This window comes from Enterobacter sp. EC_50 (assembly GCF_019584525.1).
Lineage (GTDB): Bacteria > Pseudomonadota > Gammaproteobacteria > Enterobacterales > Enterobacteriaceae > Enterobacter > Enterobacter roggenkampii.
On the sequence record NZ_VDAF01000009.1, the window covers coordinates 46,955 to 64,330 of the forward strand.

At 57.7% G+C, this 17,376-nt stretch carries 17 protein-coding genes, 1 other RNA gene and 1 pseudogene; 13 read left to right on the forward strand and 6 right to left on the reverse strand.

Features of this window, described 5'->3' with window-relative positions; translation table 11 throughout:
• The first annotated feature begins 17 nt into the window (after positions 1-17).
• Positions 18-416, forward strand: a complete 399-nt coding sequence (locus FHC48_RS09340) for a YbgC/FadM family acyl-CoA thioesterase (protein WP_021241651.1) — start codon at positions 18-20, stop codon at positions 414-416.
• Positions 417-477: 61 nt separating this feature from the next.
• Here FHC48_RS09340 and queC read toward each other — a convergent pair whose 3' ends face one another.
• Positions 478-1,173 carry a 7-cyano-7-deazaguanine synthase QueC gene (queC, locus tag FHC48_RS09345; RefSeq protein ID WP_059363280.1) on the reverse strand — a complete coding sequence of 232 codons (696 nt, stop codon included), beginning with the start codon at positions 1,171-1,173 and terminating at the stop codon, positions 478-480.
• A 66-nt stretch (positions 1,174-1,239) separates the two neighbouring features.
• A complete protein-coding gene (locus tag FHC48_RS09350) occupies positions 1,240-2,940 on the reverse strand; it encodes an SgrR family transcriptional regulator (RefSeq protein WP_059363283.1) in 1,701 nt (566 codons plus the stop codon).
• A gap of 101 nt (positions 2,941-3,041) precedes the next feature.
• On the opposite strand from FHC48_RS09350, the gene cof reads away from it, so the two are divergent.
• Complete coding sequence (gene cof, locus FHC48_RS09355; RefSeq protein ID WP_008503309.1) at positions 3,042-3,860, forward strand: HMP-PP phosphatase; 819 nt, start codon at positions 3,042-3,044, stop codon at positions 3,858-3,860.
• 40 nt (positions 3,861-3,900) lie between these two features.
• Here the strand turns inward: cof and FHC48_RS09360 are convergent, their stop codons facing one another.
• Positions 3,901-4,947 carry a PLP-dependent cysteine synthase family protein gene (locus tag FHC48_RS09360; protein WP_220420526.1) on the reverse strand — a complete coding sequence of 349 codons (1,047 nt, stop codon included), beginning with the start codon at positions 4,945-4,947 and terminating at the stop codon, positions 3,901-3,903.
• A gap of 115 nt (positions 4,948-5,062) precedes the next feature.
• On the opposite strand from FHC48_RS09360, the gene FHC48_RS09365 reads away from it, so the two are divergent.
• From FHC48_RS09365 to amtB, 5 genes are all read left to right on the forward strand, one after another.
• Complete coding sequence (locus FHC48_RS09365; protein WP_008503307.1) at positions 5,063-5,521, forward strand: Lrp/AsnC family transcriptional regulator; 459 nt, start codon at positions 5,063-5,065, stop codon at positions 5,519-5,521.
• 30 nt (positions 5,522-5,551) lie between these two features.
• A complete protein-coding gene (locus FHC48_RS09370) occupies positions 5,552-7,324 on the forward strand; it encodes a SmdA family multidrug ABC transporter permease/ATP-binding protein (protein WP_059363284.1) in 1,773 nt (590 codons plus the stop codon).
• On the forward strand, positions 7,317-9,098 hold the full coding sequence (locus FHC48_RS09375) for a SmdB family multidrug efflux ABC transporter permease/ATP-binding protein (RefSeq protein ID WP_059363287.1): 1,782 nt from the start codon (positions 7,317-7,319) through the stop codon (positions 9,096-9,098). Before FHC48_RS09370 ends, FHC48_RS09375 begins: the two co-directional genes overlap by 8 nt.
• Positions 9,099-9,318: 220 nt before the next feature.
• Positions 9,319-9,657: a P-II family nitrogen regulator gene (glnK, locus tag FHC48_RS09380; protein ID WP_008503304.1), complete on the forward strand. Its 339-nt coding sequence runs from the start codon at positions 9,319-9,321 to the stop codon at positions 9,655-9,657.
• A gap of 35 nt (positions 9,658-9,692) precedes the next feature.
• A complete protein-coding gene (gene amtB, locus FHC48_RS09385) occupies positions 9,693-10,982 on the forward strand; it encodes an ammonium transporter AmtB (protein ID WP_008503303.1) in 1,290 nt (429 codons plus the stop codon).
• Between the two features lie 95 nt (positions 10,983-11,077).
• Here amtB and tesB read toward each other — a convergent pair whose 3' ends face one another.
• Positions 11,078-11,938, reverse strand: a complete 861-nt coding sequence (gene tesB / locus FHC48_RS09390) for an acyl-CoA thioesterase II (protein WP_023293157.1) — start codon at positions 11,936-11,938, stop codon at positions 11,078-11,080.
• 203 nt (positions 11,939-12,141) lie between these two features.
• Between tesB and FHC48_RS09395 the strand changes: the two genes are divergently transcribed.
• Entirely contained in the window at positions 12,142-12,669 is a 528-nt protein-coding gene (locus FHC48_RS09395; protein WP_008503301.1) for a YbaY family lipoprotein, read from the forward strand.
• Between the two features lie 32 nt (positions 12,670-12,701).
• Here the strand turns inward: FHC48_RS09395 and FHC48_RS09400 are convergent.
• A pseudogene (locus tag FHC48_RS09400) lies at positions 12,702-13,099 on the reverse strand (MGMT family protein).
• An 84-nt stretch (positions 13,100-13,183) separates the two neighbouring features.
• On the opposite strand from FHC48_RS09400, the gene ffs reads away from it, so the two are divergent.
• From ffs to FHC48_RS09415, 3 genes are all read left to right on the forward strand, one after another.
• Positions 13,184-13,280, forward strand: an RNA gene (ffs, locus tag FHC48_RS09405) — signal recognition particle sRNA small type.
• A gap of 262 nt (positions 13,281-13,542) precedes the next feature.
• A complete protein-coding gene (locus FHC48_RS09410) occupies positions 13,543-13,794 on the forward strand; it encodes a hypothetical protein (protein ID WP_021241644.1) in 252 nt (83 codons plus the stop codon).
• Entirely contained in the window at positions 13,791-14,006 is a 216-nt protein-coding gene (locus tag FHC48_RS09415) for a hypothetical protein (protein WP_008503298.1), read from the forward strand. Before FHC48_RS09410 ends, FHC48_RS09415 begins: the two co-directional genes overlap by 4 nt.
• Before the next feature lie 83 nt (positions 14,007-14,089).
• On the opposite strand, the gene FHC48_RS09420 is transcribed toward FHC48_RS09415, so the two are convergent.
• Positions 14,090-15,511, reverse strand: a complete 1,422-nt coding sequence (locus FHC48_RS09420; protein ID WP_059363290.1) for a PLP-dependent aminotransferase family protein — start codon at positions 15,509-15,511, stop codon at positions 14,090-14,092.
• Positions 15,512-15,597: 86 nt separating this feature from the next.
• Between FHC48_RS09420 and FHC48_RS09425 the strand changes: the two genes are divergently transcribed.
• Both FHC48_RS09425 and FHC48_RS09430 read left to right on the forward strand, forming a co-directional pair.
• Positions 15,598-16,209 (forward strand): YitT family protein, encoded by a 612-nt coding sequence (locus FHC48_RS09425; RefSeq protein WP_032656565.1) that lies wholly within the window; start codon positions 15,598-15,600, stop codon positions 16,207-16,209.
• Between the two features lie 78 nt (positions 16,210-16,287).
• Positions 16,288-17,358, forward strand: a complete 1,071-nt coding sequence (locus tag FHC48_RS09430) for a LacI family DNA-binding transcriptional regulator (protein WP_063929704.1) — start codon at positions 16,288-16,290, stop codon at positions 17,356-17,358.
• Positions 17,359-17,376 lie beyond the last annotated feature (18 nt).

Sequence of the window (17,376 nt, forward strand, 5' to 3'; positions counted from 1 at the left end):
GTAAAGGCTATTGCGCTATGCAGACAAAAATAAAAGTACGCGGTTTTCACCTCGACGTTTACCAGCATGTGAACAATGCCCGCTACCTGGAGTTTCTTGAGGAAGCGCGCTGGGACGGGCTGGAAAACAGCGAAAGCTTTCAGTGGATGACCGCGCACAACATCGCGTTCGTGGTCGTCAATATCAATATCAACTACCGTCGCCCTGCCGTGTTGGGCGATGTGCTCACGGTGACCAGCCAGGTGCAGCAGATCAATGGTAAAAGCGGCGTGTTAAGCCAGGTGGTTACGCTCGATCCGGAAGGGCAGGTGGTGGCTGATGCGTTGATCACCTTTGTCTGTATCGATCTGAAAACGCAGAAAGCGCTGCCGCTGGAAGGGGAATTGCGCGAAAAGCTGGAACTGATGATCGTGTAACACAGGTTCAGGCTTACCCGTGCTGTCGACACCTGTTATGCGACAGCACGGTCAGGTCGCCCTATTTAAGCCCGGTTTTTTTCTGCATTGCGGCCATCACGCCGGCTTTATCGGCAAGATAGTGGTTCAGCCCGTTAGCGCGCAGATTACAGGCGGCGCACTGGCCGCAACCGTCGCCTTTAATGCCGTTGTAGCAGGTGAGGGTTTCGCTGCGAACCAGGTCCAGCTTGCCCCAGTAGTCGGCCAGCGCCCAGGTTTCGGCTTTATCCAGCCACATCAGCGGGGTTTCAAAGCGCGTCTCTTTCGCCATCCCCAGATTGACGGCGTGATTTAACGCCTTCACGAACTCATCACGACAGTCCGGGTAGCCGGAGAAGTCTGTTTCACACACGCCCGTGATCACCGCTTCGGCTTTTACCTGGTAGGCATAAATTGCCGTCAGGGTGAGGAACAGAATATTGCGGCCCGGCACGAAGGTATTCGGAATGCCGCTGGCATCGGGTTCGTAGTCCGGGACGGGAATACTGTCCCGGGTGAGGCTACTCACGGCCAGTTCATTTAACAGCGTAACGTCCAGCACCTTATGCGCGCGTGCCCCCAGTTTCAGGGCCAGTTCACGGGCAACGTCGATCTCAGCGCGATGTCGCTGACCATAATCGAAAGTGACACAGTGAACCTCATCGTACTGATGAAGAGCCTGGACCTGGCAGGTAGTAGAGTCTTGTCCTCCGCTGAACACGACGACGGCACGTTTCATAAATCATCTCGACTGTTACGGTAAAAACGTTATGTTACCGTCTGCCTGTGGCGGCGACCAGCTTCTTCACGATTTGGGGGCGGGCAGCCAGGCTTCGGTAAAATCAAACCAGCCGCGGGTGTTGAGGCGAATCCCATTCACGCCCGGCGGCGCGCTGATCTGATACTGATAATTAAAGAGCGGCGTCAGCACTGCATTTTCCATTAATCGGCTAAAAATGGCCTTCAGGCCCGCGTGCCGATCCCGAGCTTCGGCCTGAGTCTGTACCGCATCCAGCGTGGCTTGCAAATGGGCGTACGCCGGTGCGCTTAACACGTGTGGCCAAAGCGTATCGCAGCGCAGCCACTGCTCAAGCGTATACGCTGGCGCTTCGCCAATCAGCCTGTCGCCCATCATGATGTCTGCTTCGGCAAGCTGCTGGCATCCGTCCCACGTCTTGGCGTCATGAAAGATGACGGTCAGCTCACAACCCTGTAGCGCCAGGTACGTCTTCAACTGGCTGGCCATGGTGTGAAGCTCAACGGGAAGATGGTAAACCAGCGTCAGTGCTTCAGGCAGGGCAACATCGGTTAAATCAGTCCATTCGGGGATTGTCCAGCCGGGAAGCAGTTCCCCGGTGGGGGTGATGAGCCCTTCGTTTAGCGGAAGCGTGTGGAGAAGCCTGGAGTGATGAATGATATTAATCAGCCGCTTTGCCTGGTTCTCACTCAGGCGTGCGCTCTGTTTTAGCGTGAGGTAACAGAACCCCAGGCTGGTGCTGCTGCTTACCAGCCGCAGACTTTCCAGCTCGTCGGCCTCACCAATCGCGATTTGCACCGGGTGACGGCAGCTGGTACCCAACCTGTGATCAAAAAGCTGGGGTGTGATCCAGTATTCGATGGCTTTGAGCAGCGGATGGCTCAGGTGGTACTGCTCATGGCTTTCCAGACGAACCAGGTCGGGTTCAAAGGCGACCAGCCGAAAGGGGCCGCTGCCAATCGTCGAATGGTCGGGATGCGCCAGACGGCTACAGTAGGTCGCCAGCCTGTGCGGCAGCCAGTAATCCGGATGATGTAGCGTAAACGTCAGGCACTGCGGATGCGTTGTTTCGATACAGAGGACGCTCTGGAACAGGGTGCGCAGGGCGGGAAGCGTCAACAGCGCGGTCAGGCTCCGCTGGAGATGCGTCGTTTCAATTTTATCGCCGTTATGCCAGTGCAGCGTGGAGCGAATGTAGAAATGCCAGCGCAGTCCATCATCCGACACATCCCAGTGATGCGCCAGATCGCCCGTCGGCTCACTGCTGTTGCCGTGAAATCGCGTCAAACCTGAGAAGACTTGCCTTGCTAGATGCTGCTCTGCCCGACCCGGTAAAAAGCCCGGCTGAAGTGGCTCCAGTGAGCGGTAGTAGGGAATGCGCAGCGTCGGCGTGTCGTTTTGCCACTGCCCACCCAAAAACGGGTGCAGCAGCGCACGCAAATCTTCGGGAGCAAGCTGCGCCAGCTCGAGGGCGTTATGCTGCTGCCCGCTTTTTAGCGCTTCTTCCATCATCGTGTTGCGCAGTGATTCCGGAGTGACGTGAAACGTCAGCGCACCGCGCCTTCCACGCCCGGACTGCGCGCGCCAGGTCAGCCAGCCCGCCTCCTGGGCCTGACGCAGCAGAGTACGGACATGTCGCTCGCTACAAAAGCAGCGGCTGGCAAGTTCATTTACGGTTACCTGCTGCGGCGCGCCAGCGGAAGGTTGCCACAGGCGTTGATACTGGTTAAGACGGTTAAGCTGGCGCATAAGAAACCCGGAACAATAATTCTCATCTATTCACTATTACTTCCGTATAACTCACACGATACTGATGTACAAGTTAACCGCATCACATTTCGGGAGTAATCATGGCTCGGCTCGCTGCATTTGATATGGACGGTACGCTGTTAATGCCGGATCACCGTTTAGGGGAGAAAACCCTGAACACGCTGAAGCGCCTGCACGAGCGTAATGTCACCCTGACGTTTGCCACCGGGCGTCATGTTCTGGAAATGCGCCATTTGCTGGGCGCGTTTGCCCTCGATGCCTTTCTGATCACCGGCAACGGGACGCGAATTCACTCTGTAGAAGGCGATGTGCTGTACCGACAGGATCTCAACCCGGAAGTGGCGGATATCGTGCTGCACAGTACCTGGGACACGCAGGCCAGCATCCACGTTTTTAACGATCGGGGCTGGTTTACCGGAAGCGACATCCCGGAATTATTGCACGCGCATGTGTATAGCGGTTTTAAATACCAGCTTATCGATCTGCGTCGGATCCCCGCCCATGCGGTGACCAAGATCTGCTTCTGCGGCGATCACGACGATCTCTGTCGCTTACGGATCCAACTGAATGAGGCGCTGGGCGACCGGGCGCACCTGACCTTCTCGGCGGTGGATTGCCTGGAAGTGCTGCCGGTGGGCTGCAACAAAGGTTCCGCTCTGGCGGTGCTGAGCGACCACCTGGGATTAACGCTGCAGGAGTGTATGGCGTTCGGTGACGCCATGAACGACCGCGAAATGCTGGGTAGCGTAGGTCGCGGTCTGATCATGGGGAATGCGATGGCGCAGCTGAAAGCAGAACTTCCCCATCTGCCGGTTATCGGTCACTGCCGTAATGAAGCAGTGTCCCATTTTTTGACGCATTGGCTGGACAATAACAACCTCCCATATTCCCCCGAATAGTGAGACCCTTCCAGCAAGCCAGACTTCGGTCTGGCTTTTTTTATTTCAGCAGTTGAGCAATCTGCGCCTTCCAGGGGGCGATATCACCGATGTTGGCCTGCACCCACTCCGCATTGTAGTAGGTCTCGAGATAACGCTCGCCGCTGTCGCACAGCAGCGTGACGATGGAACCGGTGCGTCCCGCTTCGCGCATACGTGCGGCAAGCTGCAGCGCGCCCCACATATTGGTGCCCGTCGAGGCGCCCACTTTGCGGCCCAGCTGCGTTTCCAGCCAGTGCGCCGTTGCCACGCTGGCGGCATCCGGCACGCGCATCATCTCGTCCACAACGTCGGGGATGAAAGAGGGCTCAACGCGCGGACGGCCAATCCCTTCAATCTTACTCCCCACCGGGCTGCGCAGACCGGCATCGCGGTTTTGCCAGTAGTCGAGGAACACGGAGTTCTGCGGGTCAACGACCATCAGCTGGGTATCGTAACCCTGACAGCGGATATAGCGTCCGATCGTGGCTGACGTACCGCCGGTACCGGCGCTCATCACAATGTAGGACGGAACCGGATGCGGTTCGTGGGTCATCTGGCGGAAGATACTGTCGGCAATGTTGTTATTCCCGCGCCAGTCCGTCGCGCGCTCGGCGAAGGTGAACTGGTCCATATAGTGGCCGTTCAGCTCACGAGCCAGCATTTCAGAGGCGGCGTAGATTTCGCAGGCGCTTTCCACAAAGTGGCAGCGACCGCCGTAAAATTCGATCTGTTCGATTTTGCGTTTTGCGGTGCAGGAGGGCATCACCGCAATAAACGGCAGACCCAGCAGGCGGGCGAAATAGGCTTCGGACACCGCCGTTGAACCGGAAGAGGATTCAATGATGGTGGTGCCTTCTTTAATCCAGCCGTTACATAAACCGTATAAAAACAGCGAGCGCGCCAGGCGATGCTTCAGTCTGCCGGTAGGATGGGTGCTTTCATCTTTCAGATAGAGCTGAATGCCGTCAAATCCCGGCAGGGAAAGGCGAATCAGGTGCGTATCCGCCGAGCGCTGATAGTCGGCATTGATTTCGCTGATCGCATGTTTAACCCAGGTGCTATTCATCGTCGTTATCCGTTTGTCATTTTGTGCCTAGCATAGCGAAAAGCACAGAAAAAATTGTTGCTATCTGGCCTTTAAAATAGAATTAAGGGAGAAAAATTTTCTCTGTGAGGTGGGTATGCTAGATAAAATTGACCGCAAGCTCCTTTCATTGCTGCAAAGTGACTGTACCCTCTCTTTGCAGGCGCTGGCAGATGCCGTTAATCTGACCACCACCCCGTGCTGGAAGCGGCTTAAGAAGCTGGAAGATGACGGTATTCTGCTGGGGCGCGTCGCGCTGTTAGATCCTGAAAAACTGGGGCTTGGGTTGACGGCATTTGTGCTGATAAAAACCCAGCATCACAGCAGCGAGTGGTATTGCCGCTTCGTTACCCAGGTGTCTGAGATGCCCGAAGTGCTCGGTTTCTGGCGTATGGCCGGCGAGTACGATTACCTGATGCGCGTCCAGGTGGCCGACATGAAGCGTTATGATGACTTCTACAAGCGGCTGGTGAACAGCGTGCCGGGGTTATCGGACGTCACCTCAAGCTTCGCCATGGAACAGATTAAATACACCACAGCATTACCCATTGAATAACTTCGTAAAATACCTTCAGGAACAAACCGCGTGCGACTATTTGCCCAATTAAGCTGGTACTTTCGTCGGGAGTGGCAACGCTACCTCGGTGCAGTCGCCCTGCTTATTATCATTGCTATCCTGCAGCTGATCCCGCCGAAAGTGGTGGGCTACGTCGTGGATGGCGTCACCGAACAGCATTACACCACCGCACGGGTGTTGATGTGGGTTGGCACGCTGGTGCTGACGGCGGTCATTGTTTATCTGCTGCGCTACGTCTGGCGCGTGCTGCTGTTTGGTGCGTCCTATCAGCTGGCCGTTGAGCTGCGTGAAGATTTTTATCGCCAGCTGAGTCGACAGCATCCCGAATTTTATCTGCGCCATCGCACCGGGGATCTTATCGCGCGCGCGACTAACGACGTCGATCGCGTGGTCTTTGCCGCCGGGGAAGGGGTGCTGACGCTGGTGGACTCGCTGGTAATGGGCTGCGCGGTGCTGATCGTCATGTCCACGCAGATCAGCTGGCAGCTGACCCTGCTGGCGCTGCTGCCGATGCCGCTCATGGCGCTGGCGATCAATCGCTACGGCGAACAGTTGCACGAGCGCTTCAAGCTGGCGCAGGCGGCGTTTTCGTCGCTGAACGATCGCACCCAGGAGAGCATGACCAGCATCCGCATGATCAAAGCGTTTGGTCTGGAAGACCGGCAGTCCGCGCTGTTTGCCGCCGATGCGGCCGACACGGGGGCGAAAAACATGCGCGTCGCGCGTATTGACGCGCGATTTGATCCAACGATTTATATCGCAATTGGCATGGCAAATATGCTGGCGATTGGCGGCGGTAGCTGGATGGTGGTGCAGGGCACGCTCACCCTGGGCCAGTTGACCAGCTTTGCCATGTATCTGGGGCTGATGATCTGGCCGATGCTGGCGCTGGCCTGGATGTTTAACATCGTGGAGCGCGGCAGCGCCGCCTACAGCCGTATTCGCGCCATGCTGGCCGAAGCGCCGGTGGTCAATGACGGCAGCGAAGCGTTGCCGGAAGGACGCGGCGTCATGAAAGTCGACGTCCGCAAGTTTATCTATCCGCAAACGGAACATCCGGTACTGGAGAACGTCAGTTTTACCCTTCAGCCGGGCCAGATGCTCGGCATCTGCGGCCCGACGGGCTCCGGTAAAAGTACCGTACTCTCGCTGCTCCAGCGCCACTTTGACGTCACGCAGGGCGATATTCGCTTCCATGATATTCCGCTCACCAGCCTGCTGCTGGATGAGTGGCGTGGTCGCCTGGCGGTTGTCAGCCAGACGCCGTTTCTTTTTTCTGACACCGTGGCGAACAACATCGCGCTTGGGTGCCCTGCGGCAACGCAGGAAGAGATCGAGCATGTGGCACGTTTGGCCAGCGTGCATGATGACATTTTGCGCCTGCCGCAGGGCTACGAAACGGAAGTCGGGGAACGCGGCGTCATGCTGTCCGGCGGGCAAAAACAGCGTATCTCTATTGCCCGCGCCCTGCTGCTCAATGCGGAAATCCTGATTCTGGACGATGCGCTCTCCGCCGTGGACGGCCGTACCGAGCATCAGATCCTGCATAACCTGCGCCAGTGGGGCGACGGACGCACGATAATTATCAGTGCCCACCGTTTGTCAGCGCTCACCGAAGCCAGCGAAATTCTGGTCTTGCAGCACGGCCATATTGCCCAGCGCGGGCAGCATGACGCGCTGGCAGAGCAACCGGGTTGGTATCGCGATATGTACCGTTATCAGCAGCTTGAGGCGGCGCTGGACGATGCGCCGGAGCAGGATGAGGAGGCCGCCAATGCGTAAGCTCGGAACGATGTGGCCGACGCTCAAACGTCTGCTGGCCTACGGCTCGCCGTGGCGTAAACCGCTCTCCGTTGCCGTGCTTTTACTCTGGATTGCGGCGATTGCCGAAGTGAGCGGACCGCTGCTCATCAGCTATTTCATCGACAATATGGTCGCCAAAAGCTACCTGCCGCTCGGGCTGGTGGCGGGGTTAGGCGTGGCCTACGTTGGCTTACAGCTGACGGCGGCAGGATTGCACTATGCGCAGTCGCTGCTGTTTAACCGTGCAGCCGTGGGCGTGGTTCAGCAGTTGCGTACCGATGTGATGGACGCGGCGCTTCGCCAGCCGCTCAGCGAGTTTGATATCCAGCCGGTTGGGCAGGTGATTTCGCGCGTGACCAACGATACCGAGGTGATCCGCGATCTGTACGTCACCGTGGTGGCAACCGTGCTGCGCAGCGCGGCGCTGATTGGCGCGATGCTGGTGGCGATGTTCAGCCTCGACTGGCGCATGGCGCTGGTGGCGATCACCATCTTCCCGGCGGTGCTGATCGTCATGGTGATTTACCAGCGTTACAGCACGCCGATTGTGCGCCGGGTGCGCGCCTATCTGGCCGATATCAACGATGGCTTCAACGAAGTGATCAACGGCATGAGCGTCATCCAGCAGTTCCGCCAGCAGGCGCGCTTTGGCGAGCGCATGGGCGAAGCCAGCCGTTCGCACTATATGGCGCGTATGCAGACGCTGCGCCTGGACGGTTTCCTGCTGCGACCGCTGCTGAGCCTGTTCTCGGCGCTGGTGCTTTGCGGGCTGCTGATGCTCTTTGGCCTGAGCGCAAACGGTACGATTGAAGTGGGCGTGCTGTACGCTTTCATTAGCTATCTTGGACGCCTTAACGAGCCGCTGATCGAACTCACTACGCAGCAATCGATGCTGCAACAGGCGGTTGTCGCTGGTGAGCGCGTCTTTGAGCTGATGGACAGGCCGCGCCAGGCCTACGGCAATGACGAGCGACCTCTGCAAAGCGGGGCTATCACCTTTGATAACGTCTCGTTTGCCTATCGCGAAGACCGTCTGGTGCTGCAGGACATTACGCTCGATGTGCCGTCACGCGGTTTCGTCGCGCTGGTGGGCCACACCGGCAGCGGTAAAAGCACGCTCGCCAGCCTGCTGATGGGCTACTATCCGGTCACGCAAGGCGAAATCCGCCTCGACGGACGTCCGCTCGCGTCACTTAGCCACACGGTGTTACGCAAAGGCGTTGCGATGGTGCAGCAGGATCCGGTCGTGCTGGCCGATACCTTCTACGCCAACGTAACCCTGGGACGGGACTATTCGGAGGCGCAGGTTTGGGCGGTACTGGAAACGGTGCAGTTGGCAGACCTGGCGCGCGGGTTTAGCGACGGGATCAACACGAAGCTGGGCGAGCAGGGCAACAATCTCTCCGTGGGGCAAAAACAGCTCCTGGCGCTGGCGCGCGTCCTGATTGAAACGCCGCAGGTGCTGATTCTGGACGAAGCCACGGCCAGCATAGATTCTGGAACCGAGCAGGCGATTCAGCAGGCGCTGGCCGCCGTACGCGACCACACGACGCTGGTGGTGATTGCCCACCGTCTTTCCACCATCGTCGACGCGGACACGATTCTGGTGCTGCATCGCGGACAGGCCGTGGAGCGCGGTACGCACCGCGAGCTGCTGGAAGCACAAGGGCGCTACTGGCAGATGTACCAGCTGCAGCTGGCGGGCGAAGAGCTGGCCGCCAGCGTGCGTGATGAAGAGTCCCTTAGCGCCTGATGCACTAAAATGAGGCGTCGCGCTAACAGTCATTCCTGTTGGTGCAAAACTGAAACGCACCCTGCACCGGCATGGTGCGTTTTTTTTCACCGGTTCATTTATCAGAACCGTGTAACGCACATCGCACCGCGATTCCCTCACGTTTTCATTTCTGGCACATCCCTTGCAATACCTTCCGCGTAAGCTGCGGCCATTACCGAATTCTGACTGGAGGGGATCTATGAAGCTGGTTACGGTTGTAATCAAACCATTCAAACTCGAAGACGTGCGTGAAGCATTGTCTTCAATGGGTATTCAGGGACTGACTGTCACCGAAGTGAAAGGCTTTGGTCGTCAGAAGGGTCATGCCGAGCTTTATCGCGGGGCGGAATACAGCGTTAACTTTCTGCCAAAAGTAAAAATTGATGTCGCGATTGCTGACGATCAGCTTGATGAAGTCATTGATGTCATTAGCAAAGCGGCCTACACCGGCAAAATTGGCGACGGCAAAATTTTCGTTGCCGAACTGCAGCGCGTCATTCGCATCCGTACCGGCGAATCTGACGAAGCGGCACTGTAATTAACGCCTGGCACACAGTGATAGGGATCGAGAAAATGAAGATAGCAACACTTAAAACGGGTCTGGGTTCGCTGGCGCTGCTGCCGGGCCTGGCGCTGGCTGCTGCCCCTGCGGTGGCCGACAAAGCCGATAACGCCTTTATGATGATCAGCACCGCGCTGGTGCTGTTTATGTCCATTCCGGGCATTGCGCTGTTCTACGGCGGTCTGATCCGTGGCAAAAACGTTCTCTCCATGCTGACGCAGGTTGCCGTGACGTTTGCACTGGTCTGCGTGCTTTGGGTGGTTTACGGTTACTCTCTGGCGTTCGGCACGGGTAACGCGTTCTTTGGTAACTTCGACTGGGTGATGCTGAAAAACATTGAACTGACCGCGCTGATGGGCAGCTTCTATCAGTATATTCACGTGGCGTTCCAGGGCTCGTTCGCCTGCATTACCGTCGGGCTGATTGTGGGCGCGCTCGCCGAGCGCATTCGTTTCTCTGCGGTCCTGATCTTCGTGGTGGTCTGGCTGACGCTCTCCTATGTGCCGATTGCGCACATGGTCTGGGGCGGTGGTCTGCTGGCCACGCACGGAGCGCTGGACTTCGCGGGCGGTACCGTTGTCCACATTAACGCCGCGGTCGCGGGTCTGGTGGGCGCTTATCTGATTGGCAAACGCGTGGGCTTCGGTAAAGAGGCGTTCAAACCGCACAACCTGCCGATGGTCTTTACCGGTACTGCGATCCTCTACTTTGGCTGGTTTGGCTTCAACGCCGGCTCAGCAAGTGCGGCCAACGAAATCGCCGCGCTGGCCTTCGTGAACACCGTTGTGGCCACGGCGGGTGCAATCCTCTCCTGGGTGTTTGGCGAGTGGGCGGTGCGCGGTAAACCTTCCCTGCTGGGTGCCTGTTCAGGTGCGATTGCCGGTCTGGTTGGTATCACCCCTGCGTGTGGTTATGTCGGTGTCGGCGGCGCGCTGCTGGTCGGCCTGGTGTCTGGTCTGGCGGGTCTGTGGGGCGTCACCGCACTGAAACGAGTTCTGCGCGTGGATGACCCTTGCGATGTGTTCGGCGTGCACGGCGTCTGCGGGATTGTCGGCTGTATCATGACCGGTATCTTCGCGGCGAAATCGCTCGGTGGCGTGGGCTACGCAGAAGGCGTCACCATGGTTCATCAGGTGCTGGTGCAGCTGGAAAGCATCGCTATCACCGTGGTGTGGTCTGCAGTCGTCGCTTTCATCGGCTACAAGCTGGCGGACATGACGGTCGGCCTGCGCGTACCGGAAGAGCAGGAACGCGAAGGTCTGGATGTGAACAGCCACGGCGAGAATGCGTATAACGCATGATCTGAGTGTCTTGCCGGGTGGCGGCTTCGCCTTACCCGGCCTACAACAGCACAAAACGTAGGCCCGGTAAGCGTCGCGCCACCGGGCTTTTTACATTAACCTCTGTTACGCATTACCCCTTCCTGCACCGTTGAAGCCACCAGCACGCCGTCCTGAGTATAAAACTCCCCACGCACAAACCCGCGGGCACTGGATGCCGACGTACTCTCCACGCTGTAGAGCAGCCACTCATTCATGTTGAAGGGACGGTGGAACCACATCGAGTGATCGATGGTCGCGACCTGCATCCCTTTTTCGAGGAAGCCGACGCCGTGCGGCTGCAGCGCCACCGGCAGGAAGTTGAAGTCAGACGCATAGCCCAGCAGATACTGATGGACGCGGAAATCTTCCGGCACGGTGCCGTTGGCGCGGATCCACACCTGGCGTTTTGGCTCGGCGGTGTGGCCTTTCATCGGGTTGTGGAACTCGACGGGGCGGATCTCAAGCGGCTTATCGCAGAGAAACTTCTCTTTAACCTGCGGCGGCAGGAGATGCGCCAATGCGCGAGCGATATCCGTTTCCGATTTAAGATCGTCCGGCGAGGGGGCAGGGGGCATGACTTTCTGATGCTCGTAGCCCGGCTCTGGCGCCTGGAAAGAGGCGGTCATGTAAAAGATCGGCTTACCGTTCTGAATGGCCGCGACGCGGCGCGCGCTGAAGCTGTTGCCGTCTCGCAGAACTTCAACGTCATACACGATGGGTTTCGCGCTATCGCCAGGGCGTAAAAAGTAGCTGTGGAATGAATGCACCAGACGGTCTGCCGGGACAGTCTCCTTTGCAGCGTACAGCGCTTGTCCAACGACTTGCCCACCGAAGACCTGGCGTAAGCCGAGATCTTCGCTCTGTCCGCGAAAGAGTCCTTCCTCAATTTTTTCCAGATTCAGTAATGTCAGCAGATTGTTCAGTGCCTGACTCATAGTTGTCCTCAATAAACGCCGTAGCGAAAGATAGGCAGAGTATAACGCAGAAATGAAAGTGGTCCGATGGGTAGAATAATCTGAATATCGGGATGATTTCAGGCATTAATCAGTGAGTTGTGCCACACTTAAAAACGTTATGTGATTGAAACGACATCGGATGGGATCGATCCCGCTGGTGCATTGATGATAAGGAGACTTCAATGAAACTCGTGCCTATGCTAAGTGGTGTAGCGATTGCGGTGGCGTTGTCCGCCTGTGCCGGTAAGAGCGCCCAGGTGCCAGTGCCAGCAGCTGACCCGAACGGGATTAATACCCTTTCGCAGCAGTCCATTCAGCAGCCTAACGTTTCCGGTACCATCTGGATTAAACAGAAAGTTGCGTTGCCGCCGGATGCGGTATTAACGGTGACGCTGTCTGATGCTTCCCTGGCCGACGCGCCGTCGAAAGTCGTGGCCCAGCGTGCCGTCCGTACTGAAGGCAAACAGGCACCGTTTAGCTTCGTGTTGCCGTATAACCCGTCGGACGTGCAGCCTAATGCCCGTATTCTGCTGAGCGCAGCGGTCACCATCAACGGTAAGCTGGTGTTTATCACCGATACGGTCCAGGAAGCGATTAACAACGGTGGAACCAAAATCGACCTGAACCTGGTGCCAGTACAGCAGACCGAAGTGCCGGTCGCACCGCAAACCAATCAGCCGTCTCTGCCAACCCCACCGACGCAGATGTAATGTGGTTATTCCCCTCTCCTTCGGGAGAGGGGTCAGTACACCCACCGGTACTTCTGTAAATCGATCTGACCCGACCCTGTCACCTGCACCCCTTCTGAAAGTAACGCCTGACGCTGACGCTGTAGATCCGGCCCGGTGAGTGAGATGGCGCCATGACGGTTCACCACCCGATGCCAGGGCAACGTACTGCCTTCCGGCAGCCGTTTCAGGACGCCTCCAACCTGTCGCGCCGCGCGCGGGGAACCGGCCAGGCGCGCGACATCACCATAGGTGGTGACATAGCCTTCCGGGATTGAAGCCACGATTTGCCATACGCGCTGTGGAAAAGAGTCCTGCTCGTCCATACCTTCACCTGCGGGGAGTTTCTGGAGAGCCATGGTAAACGAAGATCGCCATGAATGCTGCGCCTGTTTGCGCAAGAAACCAGCATCCGGTTCCTGGCGGCTTGCAATTGGGCCTTCGCACAGGGATAATGCGCCAGCGCGTTGGTTATCAACGCTCTCAATGGGGGCTCTGTTGGTTCTCCCGCAACGCTACTCTGTTCACCAGGTCAGGTCCGGAAGGAAGCAGCCAGGGCAGACGACGTGTGTGCCGGGATGTAGCTGGCAGGGCCCCCACCCATTTCTGAGCCTCTGCGTTCTTCCCTGATTTTTGCCTCTTCCCTGGACGTTATTCCCTAATAAGATTATGCCTATAGCATGTAATATATATTTCATCGCGCTGAAATATTAATGTCATAAACTTGTAATAATAGTCGGGCATTTTATCCTTGGCCGTCTATTTTCTGGCAAAACTCAAAAAAATATATATCTGGATAACATTGTTAACTTCGTGTATTAAATAAAGTACTTATTCCGAAGGGAAGTGATAAACATGGCTACAGCGGTATTAAACGTTAAGATTGATGACGCGCTAAAAGAAAGGCTTCGCCACTATGCGGAAGTGAATAACGAGAATTTAAGCGTGACGACAGAGAAACTGCTGCTGCTGGCGTTCGAGGCAGTAGAAGAGGCGGGAGTATCGGAAGAGGATATTGATAATCAGCATACGGAAGAAGAGAATGTTTCTCCATTTACTCCTAAAGAAATCAAGGCTCTACGTAAACTTCTGAAGAAGAGAAAATGAAACAACAACTGTCAACTGCCAGTGACTACAAAGAGGCCTGCGATTTGTTGCGTTCAGGCTACGTGAAGCATGTACGCCTTGGCTGGAATGTCGGAAGTGATGAGTTCTTTCGTATTGCGTCTGACTGGTGTGATACTGGCGCAAAAATAAAGAAAGACGGTGAAAACTTCGTTATTTCACTGAAAGGGTTTCCTATTCCTGCTCAGCATTAATTCCGGACTGGTGAAAACTGCTGACTGTATCCATGGCAGTCAGCAGTTTTTATTTTTTATGATCGGCTTCAAACTTTTTGCTATTAAATCACGCTGCGTTTTACAGGTGGCACGTTTTTATTCAGGGCGAGCCATAACGGTTTAATCCTCAGCAGCGCCTGTTCAAGTTCTGTCGGCTCGAGCGAGAAGGGCATCCGCAAATAGCGGTCAAACGCACCCGATAAACCAAACCGCGTACCGGTCCCCAGATTTATCCCCAGAATCTCAGCCCGCGCGGCAAGCTGCGTCGCCAGCATGCCGGGAAGCTCAATCCAGTATGAGAGCCCGCCCTCTGCTTCATGGAATGTCCACTCCGGGAAATGTTCACGCAGCAGTTCACCGCATCGATCGCGTCGTTCCGCCAGCATTTTGCGGCGTGCGGGTAGAAACGTCTCGCTGTTGTTGATGAGCCACAGCGCCGCTAGCTGTTCCAGCAGCGGCGAGCCTAAATCCAGCGTATCGCGCGTCTGGGCAAGCGTGGCGATCGTGCGCGAGGACGCGCGGATCCAGCCGAGACGCAGCCCGCCCCAGAAGCTTTTTCCGGCAGAACCTAAGGTGATGACGGTGGCCTGCGGGTTAAAGGAGGCCAGCGGGGGCGGAGGAGGGGCGTCAAACCAGAGATCCACCATCGTTTCATCCACCACCAGCGTCGTACGGGTTTGCGCAGCAATATCGGTAATGGCCTGACGGGTCGCGACATCCATGCAGCGCCCGGTGGGGTTATGAAAATCAGGCATCAGGTACGCCAGGCGCGGCGCGGTCTGGGCAAGCGTGGCGGCGAAGCCGTCCGTATCCCAGCCCGTTTCCGGCAGCGACACCCCCACGGGCCGACACTGCGCGCCCTGAATGGCGGCAATCGCCAGCGGATAGGTGGGGTGATCGACCACGACGCGATCTCCCGGCCCGGTCATCATCCGCAGGACCAGCGCGAAGCCGCTGACGGCGCCATTGACCACCATCACTTCGTCCGCGCGGGTGGGAAGGCCCCGCGCGGTGTAGCGCGCAGCGATGGCCTCCCGCAGCGTCGGGAGCCCTAGCTGATCGTAACCCGTCAGCGCGAGGTGCTGCGTAATGGCCGTGAGCGCGTGGGTATACGCCTGGTGGATTTCCGGCCCGGCATTGAGGGCGGCAGTGGAGAGATCCAGTGCGGCACTCGCCGCGGAAAGCGTGGGAACGGCGCGCGTATCCGGGAGGATCACGCGTGACCCGCTGCCGTGGCGGCTTTCAAGATATCCCTCCTCGCGCAGATGGGCGAGGGCGCTGCTGATGGTGGTCCGGCTCACGTCCAGCGCCGTGGCCAGCTCGCGCTCCCCCGGCAGCCGTGTATTCAATGCCAGACGTCCGTCAAGGATTAACAGGCGCAGCGCATTGGCCAGCTGCCGCCAGAGCGGCGTGCGGGATGAGGTTTGCTGCCAGTGACCTAAAAGGCGTACCAGCGACTGGCTTCCGAAGCGACGTGACGACATATGCAGTCCACTATTTGAAAACTGGACATTAATCATAGTGCCATTTTAGGCCAGGATGAAAGCCTGGTTCACTGGAGAAGATAAAAATGGTACGTCGTCTGCTACAACTCTATGTCGGTTTAGGACTGTATGGCCTGTCCACCGCGATGTTTATTCGTTCCGATTTGGGTGTCGATCCCTGGGATGTTTTTCACCTTGGGGTGGGGATACAGCTGGGGATGACTATCGGGACGGTGATCATTTTAACCGGTGCTGCGGTGCTGCTGCTGTGGATCCCCCTGCGCCAGATGCCGGGCCTGGGCACCATCAGCAACGTGATTTGTATCGGTCTGGCGGCGGATGCCAGCATGGCGCTGATCCCGGAACTGGACTCGTTACCTGTGCGCATCGCTTTCCTGGTGTCGGGTATCGTGATGAACGCGATTGCGACCAGCATGTACATCGGCGCCGGTTTTGGGCCTGGCCCGCGCGACGGCCTGATGACCGGCATTCATGCCCGGCTGGGATGGTCCATTCGCAGCGTGCGTACCTCCATTGAGGTGTCCGTCCTGCTGATTGGGTGCGTGCTTGGCGGCACGTTTGGGGTGGGAACGGTAGTGTACGCTCTGACCATTGGTCCACTTATCCAGCTCTGTCTGCCCTGGTTCCGCCAGAAGCCGCGGGTTGCTGAAATCGCGCAGCCGGAGCGGGTTGTTTAATTTTGCGAAGCGCTCACATGTTTTAACGGCGTCGCTGTGCCACAATAATGGGCCCCGACTCACGCGATGCCACAATGCATGAAAGCTATCACTCTCTATGATGTCGCCCTCCTTGCGGGGGTTTCTTATCAGACCGTCTCTCGCGTCATTAACGACGCGGAGCATGTCTCTGCCCGTACCCGGGAAAAGGTTCAGCAGGCGATGGCGGAGCTGCACTACGTGCCTAACCTGCGCGCGCAGCAGCTGGCGGGTAAACGCACCCGCACGCTGGGACTCATCACCACCGATCTGGCCCTGCATGCGCCCTCGCAAATTGTGTCGGCGGTAAAATCCCGTGCGGCGGAACAGGGGGCGAGCGTCCTTATCTCCATGGTGGATCAACCGCAGCAGTGTCAGGCCGCGCTTCAGGCGCTGCTGGCACAGCGGGTGGACGCGCTGCTGGTGAATGTTCCGCTTGATGATGAACACGCCGAACAGCTGAGGGCGCTGGCGTCGCCCGTTCCGGTGCTTTTTCTTGATGTCTCGCCTTCAGCACAGGTAAACAGTCTTGTGTTTAACGCCGGGCAGGGCGCGCATCTGGGCGTTGAGCATCTGCTTTCGCTGGGGCATCAGCATATTGCTCTGCTGAGCGGGCCGGAAAGCTCGGTCTCTGCTCGGGCGCGTCTGGCGGGGTGGAAAGCGGCTCTGGCCCGCGCGGGGCATGAAGCCGCTGCGGTGGCCTACGGAGACTGGAGCGCGGCCAGCGGTTATGAGAAAGGACATGTGCTGCTGTCGGGTACCGCATTGCCGGATGCCATTCTGGTGGCGAACGATCAAATGGCGCTGGGGGTAATGCGCGCCTGCGCGGAAAAGGGGATCGCGATTCCAGGTCAGATGTCGGTGGTCGGGTTCGACGATACGGCTGACAGCGCCTGGTTTTCCCCGCCGCTGACGACCATTCGCCAGGCATTTCGCGAGGCGGGCGAGCGTAGCGTGGAGTGGCTGCTGGCGCCCACCGAAGGCGAGACGTGCTGGCAGGTTCAGCTGCCGGTGACGCTGGTTACCCGCCATTCCAGCGCGCGCCGCGCGCCGCAGCAGGCCGAACGCGAGGATCTGGCGCAGCAGCTCAGAAGCCTGGCTCTCCTGGCCGAGCAGCTTGTCCGCAAATAAGACTTTTGTGATCGGACT